Annotated in this window: 22 protein-coding genes; 11 read left to right on the forward strand and 11 right to left on the reverse strand. The window is 52.1% G+C overall.

What is annotated here, in order from left to right; genetic code table 11:
* Positions 1 to 319: 319 nt before the first annotated feature.
* The gene (locus FDX19_RS10670) at positions 320 to 1,549 is read right to left on the reverse strand and encodes an amino acid permease (protein WP_137382681.1); all 1,230 of its coding nucleotides are present in this window, start codon (positions 1,547 to 1,549) and stop codon (positions 320 to 322) included.
* A 142-nt stretch (positions 1,550 to 1,691) separates the two neighbouring features.
* Positions 1,692 to 2,147 carry a multidrug/biocide efflux PACE transporter gene (locus FDX19_RS10675; protein ID WP_079938616.1) on the reverse strand — a complete coding sequence of 152 codons (456 nt, stop codon included), beginning with the start codon at positions 2,145 to 2,147 and terminating at the stop codon, positions 1,692 to 1,694.
* Positions 2,148 to 2,249: 102 nt separating this feature from the next.
* On the opposite strand from FDX19_RS10675, the gene FDX19_RS10680 reads away from it, so the two are divergent.
* The 5 genes from FDX19_RS10680 (at position 2,250) to araE (ending at position 8,297) form a co-directional block, all read left to right on the forward strand.
* Positions 2,250 to 3,134: a LysR family transcriptional regulator gene (locus FDX19_RS10680; protein WP_137382682.1), complete on the forward strand. Its 885-nt coding sequence runs from the start codon at positions 2,250 to 2,252 to the stop codon at positions 3,132 to 3,134.
* A 102-nt stretch (positions 3,135 to 3,236) separates the two neighbouring features.
* Positions 3,237 to 4,415 carry an acetyl-CoA C-acetyltransferase gene (locus FDX19_RS10685; protein ID WP_137382683.1) on the forward strand — a complete coding sequence of 393 codons (1,179 nt, stop codon included), beginning with the start codon at positions 3,237 to 3,239 and terminating at the stop codon, positions 4,413 to 4,415.
* A 491-nt stretch (positions 4,416 to 4,906) separates the two neighbouring features.
* A complete protein-coding gene (kduI, locus tag FDX19_RS10690; RefSeq protein ID WP_005123391.1) occupies positions 4,907 to 5,743 on the forward strand; it encodes a 5-dehydro-4-deoxy-D-glucuronate isomerase in 837 nt (278 codons plus the stop codon).
* Between the two features lie 57 nt (positions 5,744 to 5,800).
* Positions 5,801 to 6,562 (forward strand): 2-dehydro-3-deoxy-D-gluconate 5-dehydrogenase KduD, encoded by a 762-nt coding sequence (gene kduD, locus FDX19_RS10695; protein ID WP_005123393.1) that lies wholly within the window; start codon positions 5,801 to 5,803, stop codon positions 6,560 to 6,562.
* 316 nt (positions 6,563 to 6,878) lie between these two features.
* Positions 6,879 to 8,297, forward strand: coding sequence for an arabinose-proton symporter AraE (gene araE / locus FDX19_RS10700; protein ID WP_137382684.1), 1,419 nt, complete (start codon positions 6,879 to 6,881; stop codon positions 8,295 to 8,297).
* 55 nt (positions 8,298 to 8,352) lie between these two features.
* Here araE and FDX19_RS10705 read toward each other — a convergent pair whose 3' ends face one another.
* The gene (locus FDX19_RS10705; protein WP_048213121.1) at positions 8,353 to 9,240 is read right to left on the reverse strand and encodes an Rpn family recombination-promoting nuclease/putative transposase; all 888 of its coding nucleotides are present in this window, start codon (positions 9,238 to 9,240) and stop codon (positions 8,353 to 8,355) included.
* A 196-nt stretch (positions 9,241 to 9,436) separates the two neighbouring features.
* The gene (locus tag FDX19_RS10710) at positions 9,437 to 9,763 is read right to left on the reverse strand and encodes a cupin domain-containing protein (protein ID WP_137382685.1); all 327 of its coding nucleotides are present in this window, start codon (positions 9,761 to 9,763) and stop codon (positions 9,437 to 9,439) included.
* 141 nt (positions 9,764 to 9,904) lie between these two features.
* Here FDX19_RS10710 and FDX19_RS10715 point away from each other — a divergent pair, with 141 nt between their 5' ends.
* On the forward strand, positions 9,905 to 10,612 hold the full coding sequence (locus FDX19_RS10715; RefSeq protein WP_137382807.1) for an aspartate/glutamate racemase: 708 nt from the start codon (positions 9,905 to 9,907) through the stop codon (positions 10,610 to 10,612).
* Here the strand turns inward: FDX19_RS10715 and FDX19_RS10720 are convergent.
* Complete coding sequence (locus tag FDX19_RS10720) at positions 10,584 to 11,519, reverse strand: LysR family transcriptional regulator (protein WP_137382686.1); 936 nt, start codon at positions 11,517 to 11,519, stop codon at positions 10,584 to 10,586. The genes FDX19_RS10715 and FDX19_RS10720 overlap by 29 nt on opposite strands.
* Before the next feature lie 117 nt (positions 11,520 to 11,636).
* Here FDX19_RS10720 and lysA point away from each other — a divergent pair, with 117 nt between their 5' ends.
* Positions 11,637 to 12,893, forward strand: a complete 1,257-nt coding sequence (lysA, locus tag FDX19_RS10725; protein ID WP_137382687.1) for a diaminopimelate decarboxylase — start codon at positions 11,637 to 11,639, stop codon at positions 12,891 to 12,893.
* Positions 12,894 to 12,993: 100 nt separating this feature from the next.
* On the opposite strand, the gene FDX19_RS10730 is transcribed toward lysA, so the two are convergent.
* Both FDX19_RS10730 and galR read right to left on the reverse strand, forming a co-directional pair.
* Positions 12,994 to 14,004 carry a LacI family DNA-binding transcriptional regulator gene (locus FDX19_RS10730; protein WP_137382688.1) on the reverse strand — a complete coding sequence of 337 codons (1,011 nt, stop codon included), beginning with the start codon at positions 14,002 to 14,004 and terminating at the stop codon, positions 12,994 to 12,996.
* Positions 14,005 to 14,017: 13 nt separating this feature from the next.
* Complete coding sequence (gene galR, locus FDX19_RS10735; protein ID WP_137382689.1) at positions 14,018 to 15,046, reverse strand: HTH-type transcriptional regulator GalR; 1,029 nt, start codon at positions 15,044 to 15,046, stop codon at positions 14,018 to 14,020.
* A 597-nt stretch (positions 15,047 to 15,643) separates the two neighbouring features.
* Here galR and aas point away from each other — a divergent pair.
* Positions 15,644 to 17,803 (forward strand): bifunctional acyl-ACP--phospholipid O-acyltransferase/long-chain-fatty-acid--ACP ligase, encoded by a 2,160-nt coding sequence (gene aas, locus FDX19_RS10745; protein ID WP_137382690.1) that lies wholly within the window; start codon positions 15,644 to 15,646, stop codon positions 17,801 to 17,803.
* Positions 17,796 to 18,989, forward strand: coding sequence for a lysophospholipid transporter LplT (gene lplT / locus FDX19_RS10750; protein WP_137382691.1), 1,194 nt, complete (start codon positions 17,796 to 17,798; stop codon positions 18,987 to 18,989). Before aas ends, lplT begins: the two co-directional genes overlap by 8 nt.
* A 79-nt stretch (positions 18,990 to 19,068) precedes the next feature.
* Here lplT and FDX19_RS10755 read toward each other — a convergent pair whose 3' ends face one another.
* From FDX19_RS10755 to mutH, 4 genes are all read right to left on the reverse strand, one after another.
* Positions 19,069 to 20,109, reverse strand: coding sequence for an NADP(H)-dependent aldo-keto reductase (locus FDX19_RS10755; protein WP_137382692.1), 1,041 nt, complete (start codon positions 20,107 to 20,109; stop codon positions 19,069 to 19,071).
* A gap of 107 nt (positions 20,110 to 20,216) precedes the next feature.
* Positions 20,217 to 20,435: a lipoprotein YgdR gene (ygdR, locus tag FDX19_RS10760; protein ID WP_005123410.1), complete on the reverse strand. Its 219-nt coding sequence runs from the start codon at positions 20,433 to 20,435 to the stop codon at positions 20,217 to 20,219.
* Between the two features lie 146 nt (positions 20,436 to 20,581).
* Positions 20,582 to 21,295 carry a TerC family protein gene (locus tag FDX19_RS10765; RefSeq protein WP_040232169.1) on the reverse strand — a complete coding sequence of 238 codons (714 nt, stop codon included), beginning with the start codon at positions 21,293 to 21,295 and terminating at the stop codon, positions 20,582 to 20,584.
* 74 nt (positions 21,296 to 21,369) lie between these two features.
* On the reverse strand, positions 21,370 to 22,065 hold the full coding sequence (gene mutH / locus FDX19_RS10770; protein WP_137382693.1) for a DNA mismatch repair endonuclease MutH: 696 nt from the start codon (positions 22,063 to 22,065) through the stop codon (positions 21,370 to 21,372).
* Between the two features lie 684 nt (positions 22,066 to 22,749).
* Between mutH and rppH the strand changes: the two genes are divergently transcribed.
* Positions 22,750 to 23,280, forward strand: a complete 531-nt coding sequence (rppH, locus tag FDX19_RS10780) for an RNA pyrophosphohydrolase (RefSeq protein WP_003825602.1) — start codon at positions 22,750 to 22,752, stop codon at positions 23,278 to 23,280.
* A gap of 12 nt (positions 23,281 to 23,292) precedes the next feature.
* Positions 23,293 to 25,539, forward strand: a complete 2,247-nt coding sequence (gene ptsP / locus FDX19_RS10785; protein ID WP_115642935.1) for a phosphoenolpyruvate--protein phosphotransferase — start codon at positions 23,293 to 23,295, stop codon at positions 25,537 to 25,539.
* The last annotated feature ends 109 nt before the right edge of the window (positions 25,540 to 25,648 follow it).

A 25,648-nucleotide genomic window follows, 5' to 3' on the forward strand; every position in this document is an offset into this window, starting at 1 on the left:
GACAAAATTGCCGGAGCAATTTTGAACAGCGCTTGCGATGGCCCCGAAGGGGTGAGCCCCAGGGATGGGGCGAATAATCGCGCAGCGACGATTTTCCGTGCCGGGAGCCAGGGATGCAAGGGAGGCGGCGGTGAGCCTCCCTTGCACGTTCACATGAATCGGTGCTTCAGAGACGCGATGAACATGAGTGAACGGGACCTTTTCTCTGAGATAGCATGTTCATTACTTCCGCCAACACAGGTTGATACTTTCTGAAACTGGGTCGTTAGCTGAACGACATTGCCCCCCGTTCAGGAGAATGAGCCGTTGATAACGTCATTTAGCCAAAAAACATCACCGATACGCACAACAGACCGACAATCAGGGTGATCAGGTTACCCACTGAACGGTACGGCTTCAGCGCCGGGATCAGATAGGTCGATAATGTCGGCATGATAAACAAAATCATGGCGATGAGCGGACCACTGATCGCGTAAATCATTGAAATGGCATTAGGGTTGATGCAGCAGATGATAAACGTGATGGCCGAAACCAACATAATGGACAGGGCGCGGTTAAAGGCCCGGCTTTTCTTCACGCCTACCTGATGCAGCGACGTTTTTACGACTTCTGTCGCCCCTTCAATCACGCCAAAGTAGGTGCCGAGGAACGATTTTGACATCGCCACCACGGCAACGATAATCCCGGAAATCGACAACCATGCCGGTGCGTTGGGCATCATCGACAGCGCCGACAGGATGGTTACACCCTCATGTTTGGCATCTTCAATGTAGTTTGCCGGGATAGAAAGCAGACAGCTAAAGACGAAAAACAGTACGCTCAGGCAGATGATGACGTAGGCGACCTTCATGATTTTTTTGCATTTACCCATGGCCTGCTCGCCGTATTTCTCGCGTCTGTCGATGGCAAACGTGGAGATAATGGGCGTATGGCTAAAAGCGAAAACCATCACGGGGATAGAGATCCATACCTGATGCAGCGTGTGCTGATCGAAAGACATCTGGCCGGTGAGTAGCGTCGGCTGCCAGCTTCCGGTCAGGTACAGCGAGAGAAACAGAAAGTACGCGATCAGTGGGAATACCAGAAAGCCCATCACCCGGATGGTGGCCTGGCGACCCATCAGGAAAATTAAATTCAGCACCAGCACCACGCCGAGACTGACCAGCATACGCACGCGTAGATCAATCGTGATATGTTTTGCCAACTGTTCGGTGAGTGAGTTGGTGATCGCGACAGCGTAGATCAGCACCACCACAAAGAAGGCAATAAAATAAAGCGTCGTGATCAGGCTGCCTATCTTCTTGCCATAGTAGTGGGTGACTGCACCGGTGATCCCTTCACCTGCAGAGGTTTTTGATGACAGGATAAACTGGCACAGCGCCTTGTGCGGCCAGTAGGTTAAAGGCCAGGCGACGAGTGCGGTGATAAAAAGTACCACCGCGCCTGCAGAACCCAGCTGTATGGGGAGGAAGAGGGTTCCTGCGCCGACGGCAGTCCCATATAGTGCGAAGCTCCAGAGAGTCTCTTCTTTTGACCAAAATTTCGACATTATTTGAACGTATCAACTATAAAATAAACAAAAAGAAGCGCAATTTACCACAAATGAGAGGGGCTGGGGGAGGTGTGAACAAGTGGGCTGGTGAATGGATGAATAGCCGGAATTGAGAAAATTCCGACTATTCTTTGAATTATCAGGCAGTAACGCGCTGCTGACGACGCTTCATTACGCGCTCGCGCAATGTGTCATAAGCCCAGTTATAGAACATGGTGTATGGCAGGAAGAACAGGAAGAAACCTATTTCCAGCGTGAATGCCTGAAGCAGGCTAACGTTCAGCACATACGCCACGATGCTCACCCCGATGACAATAAAACCACTCTCGAAGCCTAAGGCGTGAAATGCCCGCACTTTCGCCGTACGTTTTACCAGGTGTGATGGCCACAGCCGGTCAAACAGGGCGTTATAAATGATATTCCAGATCATTGCTGTCGTTGCCAGCAGAATGGTCAGCCCGCCCATTTCCAGTACCGAGCGCTGCATCAACCATGCGGTGGTTGGTGCGAGAATCGCGGTAGCAATGCCCTCAAAACAGACAGCATGAAAAATGCGCTCCACTAATGAGCGACGTTGGACAGTATCGTGTTGCATAACCTACAAACCTTCTTTGATGCCCGGATAACGGAATGGTGGCAATTTTATCGTTTTATGTGATATCTAAAAGATAGTATCCATCGATAAAGTAGATAGTTCATGCGTTACTCCCCTGAAGCGTTAACGGCATTTGTGGAGACCGTTTCCTGCGGTTCATTTTCTGCGGCGGCCCGGCGGCTACGTAAAAGCCAGTCCACCATCAGCACGGCGATTGCACATCTGGAGGCCGATCTTGGCTTTGCGCTGTTTGACCGCTCATCCCGTCAGCCAACGCTGACTGAAGAAGGTAAGCGGGTGCTGGGCTATGTGCAGGCCATTTTGACGGCCAGCGAGCGCCTGGATGAAGCGGCGATTTCGCTGTCGGGTAATACGGAAGCGCGTCTGACTTTTGTTCTTTCTGACACGCTGCATCCGGATGTACTGGAAGAATTGATGGTGCAGTTTGACCGCAAATTCCCCCACACTGAATTTGAATGTCTGATTGGTGAAGATGACGATGTGATCGATCTGCTGCAAAAAGGACGTGCGCAGGTTGGGCTGATCGAAGCGCGAGAAAATTATCCGACAGATATGGGCGTCACGCGTTTGCCGATGCAAACCTGGATGGGACTGTACGTTGCGGCCACGCATCCGCTGGTGACGCAAAAAAATCTGCAATGGGAGCAGCTCCACACCTGGCGCGAACTGCGTCTGAATACTTATCTGGAAAGTGGGACCAACGTCGCACGTGGCCCTGTCTGGTCTGCTCCCAACTACCTGTTGTTGCTGAGTATGGCGGTACAGGGATTTGGTTGGTGCGCACTACCTTGCGCGCTGGTGGAAGAGTTTGCGGCAGAAAAACCACTGGTTCAGCTGAAGATACCGGGCTGGCCAAAAGCTATCTCAATCGATCTGTTATGGAATAAGAAATCCCCTCCCGGGGTAGCGGGAAGCTGGTTGCGTGACCATTTACAGCAAAGTGGCGTTGCGATGACGAATAAATGATACCTATTTCCTTTGTGATAAAAATCACCATTTTTAAACAACCTTGATAACTATTTTTAACAATCATCTACTATTGCGATGTTATTTTGCGCTGAGGTGGTGATGAAAGAGGTTGTGATAGTCGGGGCGTTACGGACACCGATTGGCTGCTTCCAGGGAACACTGGCGCGCCACTCTGCCGTTGAATTAGGTAGCATGGTGGTCAGGGCATTACTGGAACGCACTGGCGTGGATGTTCACGCTGTTGATGAAGTGATCCTGGGCCAGGTCCTCACCGCAGGGGCTGGACAGAACCCGGCCCGTCAGTCTGCTATCAATGGCGGGTTACCCAATACCGTTTCCGCTATTACCATTAATGATGTGTGTGGTTCAGGTTTGAAAGCGCTGCACCTGGCGACTCAGGCTATCCAGTGTGGTGAAGCCGATATCGTGATAGCAGGCGGGCAAGAGAACATGAGTCGCGCACCGCATGTCCTCACCGACAGCCGCACTGGTGCGCAACTGGGTAACAGTCAACTGGTCGACAGCCTGGTTCATGACGGACTGTGGGATGCTTTCAACGACTACCATATGGGCGTTACCGCTGAAAATCTGGCACGAGAATATGGTATCAGCCGCGAATTACAGGACGCCTACGCGCTGCACTCGCAGCACAAAGCGCGGATGGCGATTGATGCTGGACGTTTTAAAGATGAAATCGTGCCGGTGGTGACCCAGCGTAATGGGCAATCCTTTGTGGTGGATACCGATGAGCAACCGCGCACCGATGCCAGCGCCGAAGGGCTGGCGCGTCTGGACCCCACTTTTGACAGGCTCGGGTCGGTAACGGCGGGTAATGCGTCATCGATAAACGATGGTGCTGCCGCCGTAATGATGATGAGCGAGTCCAAAGCGCAGGCGTTGAATTTACCGGTACTGGCCCGTATTCGCGCTTTTGCCAGCGTCGGCGTTGACCCCGCACTCATGGGGATTGCGCCAGTGTACGCGACGCGTCGCTGCCTTGAGCGCGTCGGCTGGCAGCTGGCGGATGTCGATTTGATTGAAGCCAATGAAGCATTCGCCGCGCAGGCATTATCCGTTGGGAAAATGCTGGAATGGGACGAGCGTAGGGTGAATGTGAACGGTGGGGCCATTGCGCTCGGCCACCCAATTGGTGCCTCTGGTTGCCGTATTCTGGTGTCGTTGGTCCACGAGATGGTTAAACGCCGGGCGCATAAAGGGCTGGCAACGTTATGTATTGGTGGTGGCCAGGGCGTCGCACTGGCCATCGAACGTGATTAAGTCTTTAAAATCCCCTGTCAGATACACCACCACCGCGCAGTCCCGGTTCATGTAAAAAAGCCCTCCACAAGGAGGGCAAGGCCAGTTACAGAAACATCCACTCTAAAATAACGCTAACTTATCAAAACGTCGTTTCATTTCGTGTGATTCACAACGCACTTTGTAAGAAAAGGTGTGTGAATTCCTCTTCAGCAGGGCTGTTTTTTCACAACGCTACTTTTACCTCTTATTAGCTATGCTCTACTGATTTTTAATAACTAACTGTTTTATTTGTAATTTGTTTATTTTCTTTGGTGCGGGGGTGGTCGCTTATCCAGGCTAGCGTGATCGCAATTACACTTTTGATAATAAGATGCGGAAAAAGTGAAACATCGTTTTAGTTATAATTGAAAACCCGTTCCGGGAGGGATATCATGAACGCATTAGGTAAAACGGAACGGCGTTTTGCTATCGCTCAAGAATTCACGGTCAATTTATCACTGGAGGTAAATGTGGACGTAAGACAAAGCATCCATAGTGCGCATGCTAAAACCCTGGATACCCAGGCGCTGCGTAATGAGTTTTTGGTAGAAGAAGTGTTTGTTGCTGACGAATACACCATGGTCTACAGCCACATTGACCGCATTATTGTTGGCGGCATTATGCCAGTGGGCAAAACCGTATCTGTGGGTGGCGAAGTGGGTAAGCAACTGGGCGTAACCTACTTCCTGGAGCGTCGTGAGTTAGGCGTGATCAACATCGGTGGACCGGGCACGATTACCGTTGACGGCCAGTGCTATGAAATTGGTCATCGCGATGCGCTGTATGTCGGTAAAGGGGCAAAAGAGGTTGTTTTTGCAAGCATTGACCCTGCAAAACCCGCCAAGTTCTATTACAACTGTGCGCCGGCACACATGACTTATCCAACCAAAAAAGTGACCCCAGCCGACGTTGCGCCAGTGACGTTGGGTGATGATCTCACGAGTAACCGCCGTACCATCAACAAGTATTTTGTGCCGGACGTACTGGAAACCTGCCAACTGAGCATGGGTCTGACCGAACTGGCGCCTGGCAACCTGTGGAATACCATGCCGTGCCATACCCATGAACGCCGTATGGAAGTCTATTTCTACTTCAATATGGAAGAAGACACCTGTGTCTTCCACATGATGGGGCAGCCTCAGGAAACGCGTCATATCGTGATGCACAATGAGCAGGCGGTAATTTCCCCTAGCTGGTCTATCCATTCTGGCGTGGGTACGAAAGCCTATACCTTCATCTGGGGCATGGTTGGCGAAAATCAGGTCTTTGATGATATGGACCACGTTGCAGTCAAAGATCTGCGCTAGTCGCGGGCGGCTACTCAGCCTGTCTGTGACGGGCATTATAAAAAATAAGGATTTACAATGATTTTGAATGCATTCTCTCTTGAAGGTAAAGTCGCCGTTGTGACGGGTTGTGACACCGGTTTGGGTCAGGGGATGGCGCTGGGTCTGGCGGAAGCGGGTTGTGATATCGTGGGTATCAACATTGTTGAGCCGACTGAAACCATCGAACGTGTTACCGCACTGGGCCGCCGTTTTTTAAGCCTGACCGCCGATCTGCGTCAGATTGATGGTATTCCGGCACTGCTCGAGCGTGCGGTTGCAGAATTCGGTCATATCGACATTCTGGTGAACAACGCCGGTCTTATCCGTCGTGAAGATGCTATCGACTTCAGCGAAAAAGACTGGGACGACGTGATGAACCTGAACATTAAGAGCGTGTTCTTCATGTCTCAGGCGGCGGCGAAGCACTTCATTGCCCAGGGTAACGGCGGTAAAATTATTAATATCGCCTCTATGCTCTCCTTCCAGGGCGGCATCCGCGTTCCGTCTTACACCGCGTCTAAAAGCGGCGTAATGGGCGTGACGCGTCTGATGGCCAACGAGTGGGCAAAACATAACATCAACGTGAACGCGATCGCGCCGGGTTACATGGCGACCAACAACACACAGCAGCTGCGTGCCGATGAGCAGCGTAGCGCCGAAATTCTCGATCGTATCCCGGCGGGCCGTTGGGGTCTGCCAAGCGATCTGATGGGGCCTGTTGTGTTCCTGGCCTCCAGCGCATCTGACTACATTAACGGTTATACCGTTGCGGTCGACGGTGGCTGGCTGGCGCGTTAATTTATCGTCCAGCATCAACAAACCCTGCCAATGGCAGGGTTTTTTTTGGTTTTAAGTTATATTAATCCATATTCTGTTTATAAATTAATCCATACATAATTATATATGTATGGATTGGTAATAATTAATACTCTTTAATATCAGTGTATTAAATTTAATTGAGTAATTAGCGGTAAATTTTAAAATTGGAATATCCATCACATAACGATGTGGTGCAGCAATTTCATCCATGTTTTTGCCGTTTCCCGCCTGACGCTTCCTGCAAGGGATCCCTTACTTTCATCGACATGGCTTACTCTGTATCTGGCAGGAAAAAATGGTCTCAATTAATCATGAAGCTGCTTTAACACCGCGTACGCAGCGCGATACGCGACGTATGAACTTGTTTGTCTCTATTTCTGCGGCTGTCGCAGGGTTGTTATTTGGCCTCGATATCGGCGTAATTGCCGGCGCGTTGCCTTTTATCACCGATCACTTTGTATTGACCAGCCGTCTGCAGGAGTGGGTGGTGAGCAGTATGATGCTGGGGGCGGCAATTGGTGCGCTGTTTAATGGCTGGTTGTCATTCCGACTGGGGCGCAAATACAGCCTGATGGCCGGGGCGATCCTGTTTGTCGTGGGTTCCCTGGGGTCGGCATTGGCTTCCAGCGTGGAAATGCTCATTGTTGCCCGCGTGGTACTGGGCGTTGCCGTAGGTATCGCCTCCTACACTGCGCCACTCTACTTGTCTGAAATGGCCAGTGAGAATGTGCGTGGCAAGATGATCAGTATGTATCAACTGATGGTTACGTTGGGCATTGTGCTGGCCTTTTTATCCGATACCGCGTTTAGCTACAGCGGTAACTGGCGCGCTATGCTGGGCGTATTGGCGCTCCCGGCAGTATTGCTGATTGTTCTGGTCGTTTTCCTGCCTAACAGCCCGCGCTGGCTGGCAGAGAAAGGTCGCCATATTGAAGCAGAAGAAGTATTACGCATGTTGCGTGATACCTCAGAAAAGGCCCGTGATGAGCTGAACGAAATTCGTGAAAGCCTGAAGCTGAAGCAGGGCGGTTGGGCATTGTTTAAAATTAACCGTAACGTACGGCGCGCGGTTTTCCTTGGCATGTTGTTGCAGGCAATGCAGCAGTTCACCGGGATGAACATCATTATGTACTACGCGCCGCGCATTTTTAAAATGGCCGGTTTTACCACCACTGAACAGCAGATGATTGCGACGTTGGTTGTAGGCTTAACCTTTATGTTCGCGACTTTTATTGCTGTTTTTACAGTCGATAAAGCCGGGCGCAAACCGGCGCTGAAAATTGGTTTCAGCGTGATGGCCATTGGGACCCTGGTCCTCGGCTATTGCCTGATGCAGTTTGATAACGGCACCGCATCCAGTGGGCTTTCCTGGCTGTCAGTCGGCATGACCATGATGTGTATCGCCGGTTATGCAATGAGCGCCGCACCGGTGGTGTGGATCCTGTGTTCTGAGATTCAGCCGCTGAAATGTCGCGATTTTGGCATCACCTGTTCCACCACCACGAACTGGGTGTCGAACATGATTATCGGCGCAACCTTCCTGACGTTGCTCGACAGTATTGGCGCCGCGGGTACGTTCTGGCTTTATGCCGCACTGAACGTCGTATTTATTGGTATTACCTTCTGGCTTATTCCTGAAACCAAAAATGTTACGCTTGAGCATATCGAACGTAAGCTGATGGCTGGCGAGAAGTTAAGAGATATTGGGGTGTAAGTGAGCAGGAAGCCCGATAGATCAATTGATTATCGGGCTCCCATTGCTACCTATTTCAATGTGGAGCCGCCTGCCTGGCGAGGAGATCCTTAGCAGACAGCCCGGTTATCTTTAGTATAATTTCATGACTAATACCATTCGCTAACATCATCTGGGCAATGCGTAATGCCTCTTGTTGTTTGGCTTCCTGTTGCAATACTTCCGCGATAGTCATCAGACGTTCCTTTTGCTGTGGTACCCGATGGGCAACCTCACGGATAAATTTATCAACGTGAGGCGTATTTCCAAACTGCATCATGTAATTAAATAGCGTTTTGAGCTGGCTGTCATTAGCGTATCCCGTAGCCAGCAACGAGACTAGTTGTTCCACTAATCCCATTAAATCACGCTTGCGGATATGTTTTTGCATCAATTCCAGCAGTGCTATACGGCGATGTTGCATAATTTCGTCATCGGGTATTACTGTGATATCCACCAGCGGAAATGTTGCTGAGTAAAGCTGTCGTGCCAATGCGGGATCGTCAAACTCATCCAGCCAGCAGAGTGAAAAGGGGTAGGGGCTGAGAGCGCCATGATAAAACAGCATCGGTATCACCAAAGGTAATGTTTTATGGCCAGCATCCAAATGGCGTTGCATTGCAGCCATGGCATAGCGCATCAGCCGAAATGCCATGTGAGCGTCTGGCGAACTCTGATGCTCGATAACAACATAGATATACCCATCGCCTTCGTTTGTTTTTAATGACCACAGCACGTCGGAGTAGCTGGCTCGCAGGCTATCCTCAATAAAACTGCCTGATTCCAGTTTTAGCGTTTGCAGATCACATAGCTCCCGCAAGGTTGATGGAAGATAGATATCCAGAAAATCTCTTGCGGTATCGGGATGGTACAAGAACTGTTTGAAGACTGCGTCATGTGGAGTGGCTGTTGTCATTTTTGTCATGGCGATCCGTCACCGTTAATTAAGATAACGTGACTGTAATCGCCCACATGGCGAGGCGCATTGGGTGATTAACGCTTATGCGAACTGGTATCGAAGGAAAATGCCCCACCTTGTAACGCATTCATTTTTAGGGAACTGAGTACGCATTTTAGCGTGTTCTCAAACCGTTCAGTAGCACGGCTTGAGAACAGCGAAATTACCCGTGCAGAAAATCTTCGCGCACCGGCGTGAAGGTATCGAGCAATGTTCCCGGCTGTAAACAGACGCAGCCGTGCATGATATTGGGTTGCTTGTACAGGGTGTCTCCTGCACTGACGACATGCTTTTCTTCCCCAATTGTAAATTCAAACTCACCCGATAAAACGTACGTGAGTTGTTCATGCGGATGGTTGTGCATCGGGCCAACTGCGCCCTGCTCGAAATTGACTTCCACGGCCATCATTTTGCCATCGTGAGCCAGAATACGCCGGGTAACGCCGTTACCCAGATCTTCAAGCGTGGTTTCTTTATGAAAAATAAACATTCGGTATTCTCTCAATAAAATGAAACATTATTTCATTAAATTTATATCAGGAAATAAAAAAAGGAAATGTGCGCCGACAGATGTGGAAAGTTGATCACATCTTTGGTTCACTGGGAGGACCACCACGAATAAGGGAAAATGATGAAAACGATCGGTCTGTTAGGCGGAATGAGCTGGGAATCCACTATTCCCTATTATCGTCTGATTAATGAAGGGGTTAAGCAGAATCTGGGCGGTCTGCATTCTGCGAAAATTCTGCTGCACAGCGTCGATTTCCATGAGATTGAAGCCTGTCAGTCGAACGGTGACTGGCAGCGGGCAGGGGAGATCCTGGCGCAGGCTGCGCTGGGGTTACAGCAAGCGGGTGCTGAGGGGATTGTGCTGTGTACCAACACCATGCATAAAGTGGCCGAGGCCATTGAAACGGCCTGCGATGTCCCGTTTTTGCACATTGCCGATGCAACAGGGCGGGCTATACAACAGCAGAAGATGAGTAACGTCGCGCTGTTGGGCACGCGTTACACCATGGAACAGGATTTCTATCGTGGGCGTTTACAGATGGAATTTGGCATTAGCACGCTAATCCCTGACGCTGACGACCGACATAAAATAAACCAGATTATTTTCGAGGAGCTGTGCCTTGGTGAATTTAGCGAAACGTCCCGCGACTATTACCTGAGCGTGATTGAGCAACTGGCTCGTCAGGGGGCACAAGGGGTGATCTTCGGCTGCACCGAAATTGGCCTGCTGGTTCCCACTGAAATGAGCCCGTTGCCGGTCTTCGATACCGCGGCAATCCATGCGCAGGATGCCGTGACGTTTATGCTTTCACCTGAGACTGCAAAATAGCCTCCAGCGGGTCGGTAATCCGGTGGAGATGGGCCTGTAGATGTGCCGTAAAAGCCTCAACCAGCGCGGATGCCGGGCGATGCAGTGGATGAATCAGGCTGACGGTAAAAGGTACCGAAACACTAAAACGCCGGATGGCAATCCCGCTGCCTGCGTAATCCAGGGCGGTCAGCGGGTTTACTACTGAGATCCCCACGCCGGCACGTACCATCGCACAAATTGATGCGGCACTGTGCGTTTCTATGACCATTCGGCGCTTAACCTGATGATCATTAAACAGGGTATCCAGCAACTGGCGATAGCTGTCGGTGCGCGACAGGCTGATATAGTTTTCCCCCTGAAAATCTTGCGGTGTTAATACCGCTTTCCCGGTCAGCGGATGTCCCTGCGGCAGCACGCAAACTTCATCCAGCGACAGTAATTCAGTGCGTTTAGTCCCGGCGGGGGTATGCAGGGTCTCAGTAAACCCGAGATCGTGACGTTGTGCTGATAGCCACTCTTCCAGCAGCGGCGACTCCTGCGGCACAATCTGAATGTTAACCTGCGGGTAGCGGGTGAGGAAGGGTTGCAGCAACGGCGGTAAAAAGGACTGCGAGAACACGGGCAGGCAGACAATCGACAGCTCGCCCTGACGAAATTCACGCAGGCTTTCGGCGGCGCTGACAATCCGCTCCAGGCCATACCAGGATCGCTGTACCTCTTCAAACAGGCGTAGTCCTTGCACTGTAGGATGCAGCCGGCCTCGCGTACGTTCGAACAGCGTTAACCCCAGAACTTTTTCAAATCTTGCCAGCTCGCGACTGACGGTAGGCTGCGAGGTGTGCAGCATCCGTGCGGCTTCCGTCAGGTTGCCTGCTGTCATAATGGCGTGAAAAATTTCAATGTGGCGCAAGTTAACGGCGGGCATTGGCGATCCTCAAATAAACATTCCATATCATTTTTGCATAGACTCGCGATAAAACGATATTTTTTATTCTCTTTGTGCTGTGGCGTAATCATAAAAAAGCCAATACCGGAGCACACCATGCCACGCCCACTCAACAGCACTGATACTGACCTGACCGCAGATAACCTGCTGCGTCTGCCCGCCGAATTCGGCTGTCCGGTATGGGTTTACGATGCGCAGATTATCCGCGCGCAGATAGCCAAACTGAGTCAATTTGACGTGGTGCGTTTTGCCCAGAAAGCCTGCTCGAATATTCATATTTTGCGTCTGATGCGTGAGCAGGGCGTGAAGGTGGACTCAGTCTCGCTGGGTGAGATTGAACGTGCGCTGGCGGCAGGTTTTGTGCCGGAGAATGATGAAATCGTCTTTACCGCCGATATGATTGACCAGGCGACGCTGGCCCGGGTGCATGAGCTACGTATTCCTGTAAACGCCGGGTCGGTTGATATGCTGGAACAGCTGGGCCAGGTTTCGCCAGGGCATCGTGTATGGCTGCGCGTCAACCCAGGTTTTGGTCACGGGCATAGCCAGAAAACCAATACCGGCGGCGAGAACAGCAAGCACGGTATCTGGTATAGCGACCTTCCGGCGGCGCTGGAAGTTATTCAACGTTACCAGCTGAAACTGGTGGGCATTCACATGCATATCGGCTCCGGTGTGGACTACGGCCATCTGGAGCAAGTGTGTGGCGCGATGGTGCGTCAGGTTGTTGAATTCGGTCAGGATCTGGACGCTATATCTGCGGGCGGAGGGTTGTCGATCCCATATCGCGAAGGAGAAGAGGCGATCAACACCGATCACTACGTTGGTTTATGGAGCGCGGCACGCGATCAAATAGCCAAACATCTGGGGCATCCGGTGAAGCTTGAGATCGAGCCAGGTCGTTTTCTGGTGGCGGAAGCGGGTGTGCTGGTGGCGCAAGTGCGCAGTGTGAAAGAGATGGGCAGTCGTCACTTCGTGCTGATCGACGCGGGCTTTAACGATCTGATGCGACCGGCAATGTACGGCAGCTATCACCATATCTCCGCATTGGCCGGGGATGGCCGCTCGCTGGATAATGCGGCGCAGATTGAGACGGTGGTTGCCGGTCCACTGTGCGAATCGGGCGATGTTTTTACCCAACAGGAAGGCGGCAAAGTCGAAACCCGTCTATTACCTGCGGTAGTGCCGGGAGATTACCTGGTATTGCATGATACCGGTGCGTATGGCGCGTCGATGTCGTCGAACTACAATAGCCGTCCGCTGCTACCGGAAGTACTGTTTGATAACGGCGTGGCGCGACTGATTCGTCGTCGTCAGACCATTGAAGAGCTGTTAGCGCTGGAGCTTGTCTGATTGCATGCCGGATGGCGCTACGCTTATCCGGCCTACGCAATTAGCGGTGGGACCTGTAGGCCGGATAAGGCGAAGCCGCCATCCGGCATCTGATTAAGAATTATTTATAATACGGCCCTGTTGTCACCGATTCCCGCAACACCAGGGTGCCCGTAAACGGTGGAATGGGTTCTACGTCTTCGTCATTAGCCAGACGAATAGCCTGATCGATTGCCGTGGTTATCATGGTATCGATAGGCAGATAGACGGTGGAGAGTCCTGGCTCCAGCCATTTCGCGCTGGGCGCATCATCAAAACCAAACAACGAAACATCCTCGGGGATCTTTAGTCCAGCCTGATGTAATGCTTTCGATGCACCTAACGCCATGTCATCGTTACAGGCGAACAGTGCGCTGAATTTCACCCCTTCATCTAACAGTTCACGACAGGCTTCATAGCCCCTGGTCATCGTTGAATTGCCGTATTTGACCCTGGCGGGTTCCCAGGGAATTCCGTTTTTTTCCAGCGCTTTACGATATCCCATCAACCGGGATTTACCGGTTGGCGTATGGCCGGGGACGGTGATGCAGGCAATATCACGATGTCCTTGCGAGATGAGGTAATCGACTGCCTGAAACGCCGCGTCTTCCTGTTCAAAGAAAATCGCGCGGTCGCGGGCCTGGCTGACGTCGCGGTTAATGACCAGCAATGGCATATCAATGCGGGTCATCAGCGACAGAATCGCCTTTTCGCTCATGTAGCGGGTGTAGAGAATTATGGCGTCGCACTGGCGGTCGGCCAGCATTTGAACGGCTTCCTGCTCACGCTCTGGTGTGTCATGTCCGTCGGTGACAATCAGCTGTTTGCCGTGAGACTCCGTCTGGCGTGATGCCTGTTGCAGCAAACGACCAAAGTAGAATCCATCAAATGTAGACACCACCAAACCAATGCTGTTGCTGGTGCGGTTTGCCAGTGAACGCGCTAAAAAATTAGGCCGATAATCTAATGCCTGCATGGCGTTGAAGACTTTCTGGCGCGTGCTTTCTTTAACCTGCCCCGTACCATTAAGTACGCGTGAAACGGTCGCTTTCGATACGCCAGCATGTCGTGAAACGTCTAACATCGTTGTCATGACGCAATCCTGATTAATCGTTTGACGAAGAATTTCCCGGCTCAGTCAGCGCCGAAACGGAATGCCGACGTACCAGCGTTGGGTTAAAGACGTGAGTGATTTCCGGGACCGGGCGGTTTTCGGCCAGCGCCAGCGCCAGTTCGGCGGCCTGGGTTGCCATCGTCACGATAGGGTAACGTACCGTCGTCAGCCGCGGACGCACGTAGCGCGAAACCAGTACATCATCAAAGCCAATCAGCGAGATTTCGCCTGGTACATCAATGCCATTATCGTTTAACACACCCATAGCGCCCGCCGCCATTGAGTCGTTATAGCAGGCGATAGCCGTGAAGTTTTTGCCGCGACCAAGCAGCTCAGTCATTGCCTGCTCGCCGCCGCTTTCATCGGGCTCGCCAAACGTGACCAGTCGATCGTTTACCGGAATATTGCTTTCCGCCAGCGCGTCGTAATAGCCTTGCAAACGGTCTTCCGCATCTGAAATGCTGTGGTTGGAACACAGATAACCGATGCGCGTATGGCCCTGCTGAATAAGATGACGGGTTGCCAGCCAGGCACCGTAACGGTCGTCCAGCGCAACGCAGCGTTGTTCGAATCCCGGTAAGATTCGGTTGATCAGTACCATACCGGGGATCTGTTTCATCAATGATGTCAGCTCGACATCCGGGATAATTTTAGCGTGGACCACGAGGGCTGCACAGCGGTGGCGAATAAGCTGCTCAATCGCCTGACGTTCCTTTTGCTCGTTATGGTAGCCGTTGCCAATCAGTAAAAAGTTACCGGTGTTATAGGCCACCTGCTCGACAGCTTTAACCATTGCCCCAAAGAACGGATCGGACACATCACCGACTACCAGACCGACGGTTTCAGTAGATTGTTGTGCCAGCGCACGCGCATTGGCGTTGGGGTGGTAGCTGAGTGATTCCATTGCACTCATTACAGCCAGACGCGATGCTTCGCTGGCTTTGGGGGAGTCATTGATCACTCGAGAAACGGTGGCGACTGATACACCAGCTAGTCGGGCTACATCCTTAATGGTCGCCATGATAGTACCTGTTGTGGGTAAACGCTTACATCCCGCCAGTGTTACGGAAAACGGCTGTCTGTTCAAGCAGATTGCCCGTCAGGACGTCGCAAATGTGAGCGGACACGAGCGAAGTAAGACAGAAAATAGAAAATGAAAACCTTTGCTTACACTTTGCGATGTGCTGTTGCGATTGTTCGCTGGTGAGGGGAGAGAGCGGATTGATAGAGTTGAGATCCCAGAGGTATTGATAGGTGAAATCAACTTTCGGGTTGATCACAAAATTTACACCAGCCTGCGCAGATGCGCAGGTTTTTTTTTGCCTCCAGCGTATCTGTAACAGTAACCGATAATTTACACAACTCGTTGCACTTGGGTTCATTCCTTTGCGTTTTCCAACTGGCGGAACGGCGCGGTGACGACCACAATCAAGATCCCAGAGGTATTGATTGGTGAGATTATTCGGTACGCACTTCGTACCTGTCTCTTGCACCGACCTGCGCGGATGCGCAGGTTTTTTTTCGGACTCTATTTACCCGTTATCTGTCGCGCCCATTCCCCAACTCGTATACTCTCCCATCATTGATGTTTATATAATTAATGGCACAGGGAGTTGAGATGCTATTTGGCTTTTTTCGTAACCTGTTTCGCGTACTTTTTCGTGTTCGTGTCACGGGCGATGTCGGCGTGCTTCGGGGAGAACGCGTCTTAATCACGCCTAACCATGTCTCATTTATCGATGGTATCCTGCTGGCGCTCTTTTTACCGATTCGCCCTGTGTTTGCCGTTTACACCTCTATTAGTCAGCAATGGTATATGCGCTGGCTCACTCCACTGATTGATTTCGTACCGCTAGACCCAACCAAACCGATGTCGATTAAACATCTGGTACGCCTGGTCGAGCAGGGCCGACCGGTGGTTATTTTCCCGGAAGGACGTATTTCGACCACCGGTTCACTGATGAAAATCTACGACGGTGCCGGGTTCGTTGCCGCAAAATCAAAGGCGACGGTGGTGCCTGTGCGTATCGAAGGCGCGGAACTGACCCATTTCAGCCGTCTGAAAGGTCTGGTTAAACGGCGATTCTTTCCGCAAATCAGCATCCATATCCTACCGCCAACGTCATTGCCGATGCCGGAAGCGCCGCGCGCGCGCGATCGTCGCAAAATCGCCGGTGAAATGCTGCACCAGATTATGATGGAAGCGCGTATGGCCGTCCGCCCGCGTGAAACGTTATACGAGTCTCTGCTGGCGGCAAAATACCGGTTTGGCGCAGGCAAAAACTGCATAGAAGATATTAATTTCACGCCGGACAGCTATCGCAAACTGCTGACGAAAACGCTGTTTGTCGCACGTATTCTGGAAAAATACAGCACCGAGGGTGAAAGAATCGGCCTGATGCTGCCAAATGCGGGTATCAGCGCGGCGGTTATTTTTGGCGCCATTGCGCGTCGACGTATCCCGGCCATGATGAACTATACGGCGGGTGTGAAGGGGTTAACCAGCGCCATTACCGCGTCAGAAATCAAAACCATTTTTACCTCCCGGCAGTTTCTCGATAAGGGTAAGCTCTGGCATTTACCGGAACAACTCACGCAAGTGCGCTGGGTGTATCTGGAGGACTTGAAGGCCGATGTGACCTTTGGCGATAAGCTGTGGATTTTTTCACATCTGCTGGCTCCGCACCTGGCACAGGTGAAACAGCAGCCTGAAGAGGCCGCGGTGATCCTCTTTACCTCGGGATCAGAAGGCCACCCGAAAGGTGTCGTACACAGCCATAAGAGCATTCTGGCGAACGTCGAGCAGATTAAGACGATTGCCGACTTCACCGCCGACGATCGCTTTATGTCAGCATTGCCGCTATTTCACTCGTTTGGCCTGACGGTAGGGTTATTCACGCCGTTGCTGACCGGCGCTGAAGTGTTTTTGTACCCCAGTCCGCTGCATTACCGCGTCGTTCCTGAGCTGGTATATGACCGTAACTGCACCGTGTTGTTTGGTACCTCAACGTTCCTCGGCAATTATGCGCGGTTTGCTCACCCGTACGATTTCCACCGTCTGCGCTATGTTGTTGCCGGAGCCGAAAAGCTGCAAGACAGCACGAAGCAGTTGTGGCAGGAGAAATTTGGTCTGCGCGTCCTTGAGGGCTATGGCGTGACGGAGTGTGCGCCAGTGGTGTCGATTAACGTACCGATGGCGGCGAAATCGGGAACGGTAGGGCGCATTCTGCCTGGTATGGATGCCCGACTGTTGGAGGTTCCTGGTATTGAAGATGGCGGGCGTTTACAGCTGAAAGGCCCTAATATTATGAGCGGCTATCTGCGCGTCGAAAAGCCGGGTGTACTGGAAGTCCCAACCGCAGAAAATGCACAGGGCCAGATAGAACACGGCTGGTACGACACCGGTGATGTGGTGCGCTTTGATGAAAATGGCTTTGTGCAGATTCAGGGGCGCGCCAAGCGCTTTGCCAAAATTGCCGGTGAGATGGTGTCACTGGAAATGGTTGAACAGCTGGCGCTGGCGGTATCTGCTGACAAAATGCATGCCACGGCGATCAAGAGCGATACCAATAAAGGGGAAGCGCTGGTGCTGTTTACTACCGACGGCGAGCTGACCCGTGAAAAATTACTCCAGTATGCGCGCATCCACGGCATTCCAGAGCTTGCCGTACCGCGTGATATCCGCCACTTGAAACAACTCCCTCTGCTCGGCAGCGGTAAGCCAGATTTTGTCACGCTGAAAAGCTGGGTTGATGAACCGGAAAAACAACATGCGTGAGTCAGTACACACTAGCACTTCAATCTGGTCCAAAGGGATGATGTCCGTTATCGCCGCGCAGTTTTTGTCCGCGTTTGGCGATAACGCATTGTTGTTTGCTACCCTGGCTTTGCTCAAGGCGCAGTTCTACCCGGACTGGAGCCAGCCAATCCTGCAAATGGTGTTTGTGGGCGCTTACATTCTGTTTGCCCCTTTTGTCGGGCAGGTCGCGGATAGCTTTGCGAAAGGCAGAGTGATGATGTTCGCCAACGGTCTCAAGCTGCTGGGGGCGGCGAGTATCTGTTTCGGCGTTAACCCATTTCTCGGGTATACGCTGGTGGGTATTGGCGCGGCGGCGTATTCTCCGGCCAAGTATGGCATCCTGGGTGAGCTGACGACTGGCGACAAACTGGTGAAAGCGAATGGCCTGATGGAGGCGTCAACCATTGCCGCTATCTTGCTGGGTTCTGTTGCTGGCGGTGTGCTGGCCGACTGGCATGTCATTGCTGCGCTTTCCGCCTGCGCCCTGGCCTATGCTGGTGCCGTGGTGGCTAACCTGTATATCCCGAAACTGGCCGCGGCTCGCCCCGGTCAGTCCTGGCATCTGGGGAAAATGACGCGCAGTTTCTTCTGTGCCGCCTCTTCGCTGTGGCGCGACGGCGAAACACGTTTCTCGTTGGTCGGAACCAGCCTGTTTTGGGGCGCGGGCGTCACGCTGCGTTTTCTTCTGGTGTTGTGGGTGCCGGTTGCGCTGGGCATTACCGATAACGCCACGCCGACCTATCTCAACGCTATGGTGGCTATTGGGATTGTTGTGGGTGCCGGTGCGGCAGCAAAACTGGTGACGCTGGAAACGGTGTCGCGCTGTATGCCCGCGGGGATCCTGATTGGCGTGGTCGTCCTGATTTTCTCGCTCCAGCATGCGCTGTTGCCAGCCTATGCCTTACTGATGCTTATCGGCGTGTTGGGCGGTTTTTTTGTCGTGCCATTGAATGCGTTGTTACAGGAGCGAGGCAAAAAAAGCGTGGGGGCGGGCAACGCTATTGCGGTGCAAAACCTGGGTGAAAACAGCGCGATGTTGCTGATGCTCGGTATCTACTCACTGGCGGTGTTGGTGGGTATTCCTGCGGTAGCCATCGGCGTTGGATTTGGTGCGCTGTTTGCCCTGGCGATTACGGCGCTGTGGATCTGGCAGCGCCGCCGGTAACATTGCCGGATGGCGACGCAAGCGTCTTATCCGGCCTACAGGAAGACCGGATAAACGCAGCGCCATCAGGCACTAAAAATTACGGTGCAGGATAGGTATACACCTGATGCACCGCTTCAATCTCCGCCAGTACTTCTTCACTCAACTCCAGATACAGGCTTTCAACGTTGGTTTTTAGCTGCTCCATCGTCGTTGCGCCCAGCAGTGTGCTGGCGACAAACGGCTGACGACGAACAAAGGCCAGCGCCATCTGCGCAGGATCGAGGTTATGGCGTTTGGCGATATCCACATAGGCAGCTACCGCTTTTTGCGTTTGCTCGCTGCTGTAGCGCGTAAAACGGCTAAACAGCGTATTGCGTGCGCCGGCAGGTTTCGCACCGTTCAGGTATTTACCGGTTAAGGTGCCAAAACCAAGGCACGAGTAGGCCAGGAGCTCAACGCCTTCATACTGGCTCACTTCGGCCAGTCCAACTTCAAAGCTGCGGTTCAGCAGGCTGTACGGGTTCTGGATAGTGGCGATACGCGGCAGGTCATGTTTGTCTGCCAGGTGCAGGTAACGCATTACACCAAAAGCCGTTTCGTTGGAAACACCGATGTAACGAATCTTACCTGCACGCTGAAACTCTGCCAGCGCGTCCAGCGTATCCAGCAGGGAAACGACCGGCGCGGAGTCCGTCCAGCTATATCCCAGCTTACCAAAGCAGTTTGTCGGGCGCTGCGGCCAGTGGACCTGATAGAGATCGAGATAATCGGTCTGCAGTCTTTTCAGACTGTCGTGCAGCGCTTCACGGATGTTTTTACGATCCAGCGCCTGATTTGGTCGAATACCGCTGTCATTGTTACGCGCCGGGCCGCTGACTTTAGAGGCAACGATCAGTTTTTCGCGGCTGCCGTGCTTGGCGAGCCAGTTGCCCACGTAAGTTTCGGTGAGTCCCTGGGTTTCTGGGCGAGGCGGTACCGGATACATCTCGGCAACGTCGATCAAATTAATGCCCTGTGCTACGGCATAATCAAGCTGTGCATGTGCGTCGGCTTCGCTGTTTTGTTCACCAAACGTCATTGTGCCCAGCCCCAGTGTACTGACTTCCAGCGAGCTGTGGGGTATACGGTGATATTGCATAGCCGTTTCCTTTTTATAATCACGACATAAGGATTATAAAAATGGCTGAGGGAAGGGAAAAAGGGAAGCAAAATTGTTAAGGCCAGCAGCGTGGCTGACCTTAACCATCAACGCTCAATGATTTGAGAGACTTCGTCGCGGTTAATTTGCATCGCATTGCCTTGCTGATCGTGGTAACTCACCAAACCGGTATCATCGTCAATTTCTGGTTTACCATCAGTCAGGATCATTCGACCATCTTTTGTCGCCATCACATAATCACTGCTGCATCCGGAAACGGCAAAAGCCAGCCCGACGGCGGAAATTAAAACTGCCCATTTTTTCATCTGCTTATCCTCACATGGCCTGCGTCTGACACTAGTTTAGTAATAACGCGAAGTTGTGCAGGGCGAAAGCAGTAAAATCTTAATCTGTGAGAGAGGGAAGGTGTGCGGGGAGTATTCGCTCCCCATGCGGGGAGCGATAGTATCTGTCAGAGCGGATTTTTTTTATTGCGCCACAGGTTCAGGGTCTCTACCGCGATAGAGAAGAACATCGCGAAGTAAATGTATCCTTTCGGCACATGGACATCGAAGCTTTCCAGGATTAGCGTGAAGCCAACCAGGATCAGGAAAGAGAGTGCCAGCATTTTTACCGAAGGGTGACGATCAACAAACTCACCGATTGGGCGGGCTGCAAACATCATTACACCCACGGCAATCACGACGGCTGCCATCATAATAAACAGATGATCGGACAAGCCTACTGCGGTGATTACTGAGTCCAGACTGAAGATAATATCCAACAACATGATCTGCACAATCGCGCCGAGGAAAGAAGAGACGCGGGTTTTCAGCCCTTCCTCTTCGCCCTCAATGGACTCGTGGATCTCTTTACTCGCTTTCCAGATCAGGAACAATCCGCCGAGCAGAAGGATCAGATCGCGCGCTGAAATCGCCTCGCCAAACAGCTCGAATAACGGATTAGTGAGCCGCGTTACCCAGGCGATGGATGCCAGCAGCGCCAGGCGCATCACCATCGCTGCCGCCAGCCCGATTCGTCGGGCATGATTGCGTTGTGCTGTTGGGAGTTTTGCTACAACCAGAGAAAGGAAAATAATATTGTCGATCCCGAGAACGATCTCCAGCAGCGTCAGCGTACCGAGCGCCAGCCAGGCGTTAGGATCGGTTATCCATGCAAATAACATCGAACAAAGTCCTGCCAAAAAAAAGAAGCGGTAATTATAGGCGCGTAACGCGACGGGCGAAAGGTCAGGGTGTGTTATTGAGCCTGGAATAGAAAATGCCGTTCCAGCAATGCGCGGGTGAAGTTCTTTTTCAGGTAAAATCCGCGTGGCAGAGTCAGGATCGGTTCACCATGGGCACCGATTGCCTCGGTAAGCGCCCGGGCGTTGGCGGCTTTTGGGCGTAGTTGTAAAACTTCACCATGACGGGCGGTGATACGTTCGACGTGCCCTAACACAATCATGTCCATTAACTCTTCCCAGTCCAGACGCAACTGTCGATCTTCCTCTTCATTCGGACTCCACAACAGCGGGGAGCCAACGCGACGTTCAGCCACAGGGATGCTGCGTTCACCTTCTACGGGGATCCACAACACGCGTTTAAGCTTGTGTCGAACATGGCTGGTTTCCCAGGTCACGCCGGTATTGCCGGTTAACGGCGCCACGCAGACAAAGGTCGTTTCCAACGGTCTGCCAAGGCTATCCACAGGGATCGTTTTTAACTCCACGCCCAGCGCGGCGAAATCCTGCTCCGGTTTACTGCCCGCACTGGCCCCAAGCCAGATTTCCAGCAGCACGCCAATCCAGCCTTTGTCCCGCTTCAGATCCTTTGGCGCAACGAGTCCTGCCATCGCCGCCAGTTCTCCCAACGTGTAGCCCGAAAGTTGCCGTGCCTGGTGCAGCAACTGGGCTTCGGATTCAGGAGGAGAAAGCAATGGATGGAGTTCTGGCATCAGGTTTACCCTTGGGTTAAAAAATGAGCAATGATTTTATACCGTGTGGACAGAGTTTATCTTTTTCCACATGCTTTATCCAATTGCATGATTTATAGTGGTTTTTATATTTTTATGTAGAGTGTTGCGCAACAGAAAACGGGGTTTTCCAATTCTGGTCACTGACAATGAACAGGATCTTACACCATGTTATCCACAGAAAGATGGGATAACTGTGAAAAACCCCCACTACTGTTTCAATTTACAGCCTTGACGTGCGACGAAAATCGAATTTTCACACAAATTGTGCCTAACTTATTGGCATAATCTGTGGATAAAACCAACGCTGGTCGATCTTTCATCAGCTCGAAGATCGTATGCGTGATGCACATCACATTTCTGCATGTTTAGCTACGGTTGTTGCTTTTAACTTAATGAATATATAAGACTATTTTTGTTATGTGATGGATGTCTTATTCAGACTGTTCCGGGTTTTCCCATAGTAATTCCGTACTTCTTCACAACTATATCCACAGAAAAGGTGAATAAAATCGCCTATGTAGCGTATCTTCTGTTTATAACTCGGCCCTTTGCTGTGAGTTATTCAATTGTTATTAGAATATCGCACCCTTAACAGAGTGGTTTACCGCCCCTCTGGAGTGTGAAACAATCGTTTGTATATAAGGTTTATGTTGAGGTAGTCCGGTGATTGATGACGATGGCTACCGCCCGAATGTAGGGATAGTAATTTGTAACCGCCAGGGGCAGGTCATGTGGGCCCGGCGATTTGGTCAGCACTCCTGGCAATTCCCGCAAGGCGGGATAAATGCAGGAGAGACAGCAGAGCAGGCGATGTACCGGGAACTCTTTGAAGAAGTCGGTCTGAGTCGTAAAGATGTGCGGATCCTTGCTTCTACTCGTAACTGGTTGCGTTACAAGTTACCGAAACGTTTGGTGCGTTGGGACACAAAGCCGGTTTGTATCGGCCAGAAACAAAAATGGTTTCTTCTGCAGTTGGTCAGCAGCGATGCTGAAATCAATATGCAAACCAGCAGTACACCTGAGTTCGACGGCTGGCGCTGGGTGAGTTACTGGTATCCGGTTCGACAGGTGGTGTCATTTAAACGCGATGTCTATCGCAGGGTGATGAAAGAATTCGCAAGTGTTGTGATGGCGCTTCAGGAGAGCACTCCTAAGCCGCAAAGCGCACCTGCGTACAGACGTAAAAGAGGTTAAGCTACGCAAATTATGCTCACCCGCCTGCGCGAAATAGTCGAAAAGGTGGCCAGTGCCCCACGTCTCAATGAGGCGTTGAATATTCTGGTTACTGACATCTGTCTTGCGATGGATACAGAGGTCTGCTCGGTCTACCTGGCCGATCACGACCGACGCTGTTATTACCTGATGGCGACCCGAGGACTTAAAAAACCACGCGGTCGCACTGTTGCACTGGCGTTTGATGAAGGGATCGTTGGCCTGGTTGGCAGGCTGGCGGAACCTATCAACCTCGCCGATGCGCAAAAACACCCCAGCTTTAAATATATTCCTTCGGTGAAAGAAGAACGTTTTCGTGCGTTCTTAGGCGTACCGATCATCCAGCGACGCCAGTTATTAGGCGTCCTGGTGGTACAGCAACGTGAGTTGCGCCAGTACGACGAAAGCGAAGAATCTTTTCTGGTCACGCTTGCCACACAAATGGCCGCTATTCTGTCTCAGTCGCAGTTAACCGCGCTATTTGGGCAATACCGGCAAACGCGTATCCGTGCGTTGCCTGCCGCTCCCGGTGTGGCAATCGCTGAAGGCTGGCAGGATGCCACGCTGCCGCTGATGGAGCAGGTGTATCAGGCTTCAACGTTGGATCCGGTGCTTGAGCGTGAACGCCTGACTGGCGCACTGGAAGAAGCCGCGAATGAATTTCGCCGCTACAGTAAGCGTTTTGCTGCCGGGGCACAGAAAGAGACGGCGGCAATTTTTGATCTCTATTCGCACCTGCTCTCCGATACCCGTCTGCGCCGCGAGTTGTTCGCGGAAGTGGATAACGGCTCGGTGGCCGAGTGGGCGGTTAAAACGATCATTGAGAAGTTTGCCGAACAGTTTGCCGCGCTAAGCGATAACTATCTTAAAGAACGCGCCGGGGATTTGCGCGCGTTGGGGCAGCGTTTGCTGTTCCATCTTGATGACTCTGTTCAGGGACCGAATGCCTGGCCGGAACGTTTCGTGCTGGTGGCGGATGAGCTGTCTGCCACTACGCTGGCGGAACTTCCCCAGGACCGGTTGGTAGGGGTTGTCGTCAGGGATGGTGCCGCCAACTCTCACGCGGCGATTATGGTCCGTGCGCTGGGGATCCCGACCGTAATGGGGGCTGATATCCAGCCGTCTGTGTTGCACCGCCGCACGTTGGTGGTGGATGGCTATCGTGGCGAACTGTTGGTTGATCCGGAGCCGGTATTAATCCAGGAATACCAGCGTCTCATTAGTGAAGAGATCGAACTGAGCCGTCTGGCGGAAGATGATGTTAATCAACCGGCACAGTTGAAAAGCGGCGAGCGCGTGAAGGTGATGCTCAACGCGGGGCTAAGTCCGGAACATGAAGAGAAGCTGGGTAGCCGAATTGACGGTATCGGGCTGTATCGTACTGAAATTCCGTTCATGCTGCAAAGCGGCTTTCCATCTGAAGAAGAGCAGGTCGCGCAGTATCAGGGCATGCTGCAGATGTTTAACGATAAGCCCGTAACTCTGCGTACGCTGGATGTCGGGGCCGATAAACAACTGCCGTACATGCCCATCAGCGAAGAGAATCCATGCCTTGGCTGGCGAGGGATCCGCATAACGCTCGATCAACCGGAGATCTTTTTGATCCAGGTTCGCGCCATGCTGCGTGCGAATGCGGCAACCGGAAACCTGAGCATTTTACTGCCGATGGTGACCAGTATTGATGAAGTGGATGAAGCGCGACGCCTGATAGAACGTGCCGGACGCGAAGTGGAAGAGATGATCGGCTACGAGATCCCAAAACCACGCATTGGCATCATGCTGGAAGTCCCGTCGATGGTGTTTATGCTGCCGCATTTGGCAAACAGGATCGATTTTATCTCGGTTGGGACCAACGATCTGACCCAGTATATTTTGGCTGTCGATCGGAACAACACGCGCGTTGCCAGTATTTATGACAGCCTGCATCCGGGGATGTTACGTGCGCTGGCCATGATTGCGCAGGAGGCGGAGAAAAGCGGCATCGATTTGCGCTTGTGTGGTGAAATGGCGGGTGACCCGATGTGTGTCACCATCCTTATTGGCCTTGGTTTCCGGCATTTATCGATGAACGGGCGTTCTGTCGCACGTGTGAAATACCTGCTGCGCCATATCGATTTTGACGAAGCGCAAACGCTGGCGCAGCGCAGCCTGGAAGCGCAACTGGCGACGGAAGTACGCCATCAGGTGGCGGCCTTTATGGAGCGCCGTGGCATGGGAGGATTGATTCGCGGAGGATTGTAGGCCTGATAAGCGTAGCGCCATCAGGCAATACGGGGGGTAAAGATTACCTATACAGATCTTTTACATCTTCCCGGCATCCGCTGCGATCCCCTTGTGCTATCATTCGCAC

The organism is Citrobacter sp. wls619 (genome assembly GCF_005281345.1).
In the GTDB taxonomy this organism is placed as follows: Bacteria; Pseudomonadota; Gammaproteobacteria; order Enterobacterales; family Enterobacteriaceae; genus Citrobacter.

Bases quoted from the DNA above. Each gene is read 5' to 3' on its own strand.
- FDX19_RS10670 (WP_137382681.1), bottom strand. From the start codon at position 1,549: ATGTCGAAATTTTGGTCAAAAGAAGAGACTCTCTGGAGCTTCGCACTA.
- FDX19_RS10675 (WP_079938616.1), bottom strand. From the start codon at position 2,147: ATGCAACACGATACTGTCCAACGTCGCTCATTAGTGGAGCGCATTTTT.
- FDX19_RS10680 (WP_137382682.1), top strand. From the start codon at position 2,250: ATGCGTTACTCCCCTGAAGCGTTAACGGCATTTGTGGAGACCGTTTCC.
- FDX19_RS10685 (WP_137382683.1), top strand. From the start codon at position 3,237: ATGAAAGAGGTTGTGATAGTCGGGGCGTTACGGACACCGATTGGCTGC.
- kduD (WP_005123393.1), top strand. From the start codon at position 5,801: ATGATTTTGAATGCATTCTCTCTTGAAGGTAAAGTCGCCGTTGTGACG.
- araE (WP_137382684.1), top strand. From the start codon at position 6,879: ATGGTCTCAATTAATCATGAAGCTGCTTTAACACCGCGTACGCAGCGC.
- FDX19_RS10705 (WP_048213121.1), bottom strand. From the start codon at position 9,240: ATGACAAAAATGACAACAGCCACTCCACATGACGCAGTCTTCAAACAG.
- FDX19_RS10710 (WP_137382685.1), bottom strand. From the start codon at position 9,763: ATGTTTATTTTTCATAAAGAAACCACGCTTGAAGATCTGGGTAACGGC.
- FDX19_RS10715 (WP_137382807.1), top strand. From the start codon at position 9,905: ATGAAAACGATCGGTCTGTTAGGCGGAATGAGCTGGGAATCCACTATT.
- FDX19_RS10720 (WP_137382686.1), bottom strand. From the start codon at position 11,519: ATGCCCGCCGTTAACTTGCGCCACATTGAAATTTTTCACGCCATTATG.
- lysA (WP_137382687.1), top strand. From the start codon at position 11,637: ATGCCACGCCCACTCAACAGCACTGATACTGACCTGACCGCAGATAAC.
- FDX19_RS10730 (WP_137382688.1), bottom strand. From the start codon at position 14,004: ATGACAACGATGTTAGACGTTTCACGACATGCTGGCGTATCGAAAGCG.
- galR (WP_137382689.1), bottom strand. From the start codon at position 15,046: ATGGCGACCATTAAGGATGTAGCCCGACTAGCTGGTGTATCAGTCGCC.
- aas (WP_137382690.1), top strand. From the start codon at position 15,644: ATGCTATTTGGCTTTTTTCGTAACCTGTTTCGCGTACTTTTTCGTGTT.
- lplT (WP_137382691.1), top strand. From the start codon at position 17,796: ATGCGTGAGTCAGTACACACTAGCACTTCAATCTGGTCCAAAGGGATG.
- FDX19_RS10755 (WP_137382692.1), bottom strand. From the start codon at position 20,109: ATGCAATATCACCGTATACCCCACAGCTCGCTGGAAGTCAGTACACTG.
- ygdR (WP_005123410.1), bottom strand. From the start codon at position 20,435: ATGAAAAAATGGGCAGTTTTAATTTCCGCCGTCGGGCTGGCTTTTGCC.
- FDX19_RS10765 (WP_040232169.1), bottom strand. From the start codon at position 21,295: ATGTTATTTGCATGGATAACCGATCCTAACGCCTGGCTGGCGCTCGGT.
- mutH (WP_137382693.1), bottom strand. From the start codon at position 22,065: ATGCCAGAACTCCATCCATTGCTTTCTCCTCCTGAATCCGAAGCCCAG.
- ptsP (WP_115642935.1), top strand. From the start codon at position 23,293: ATGCTCACCCGCCTGCGCGAAATAGTCGAAAAGGTGGCCAGTGCCCCA.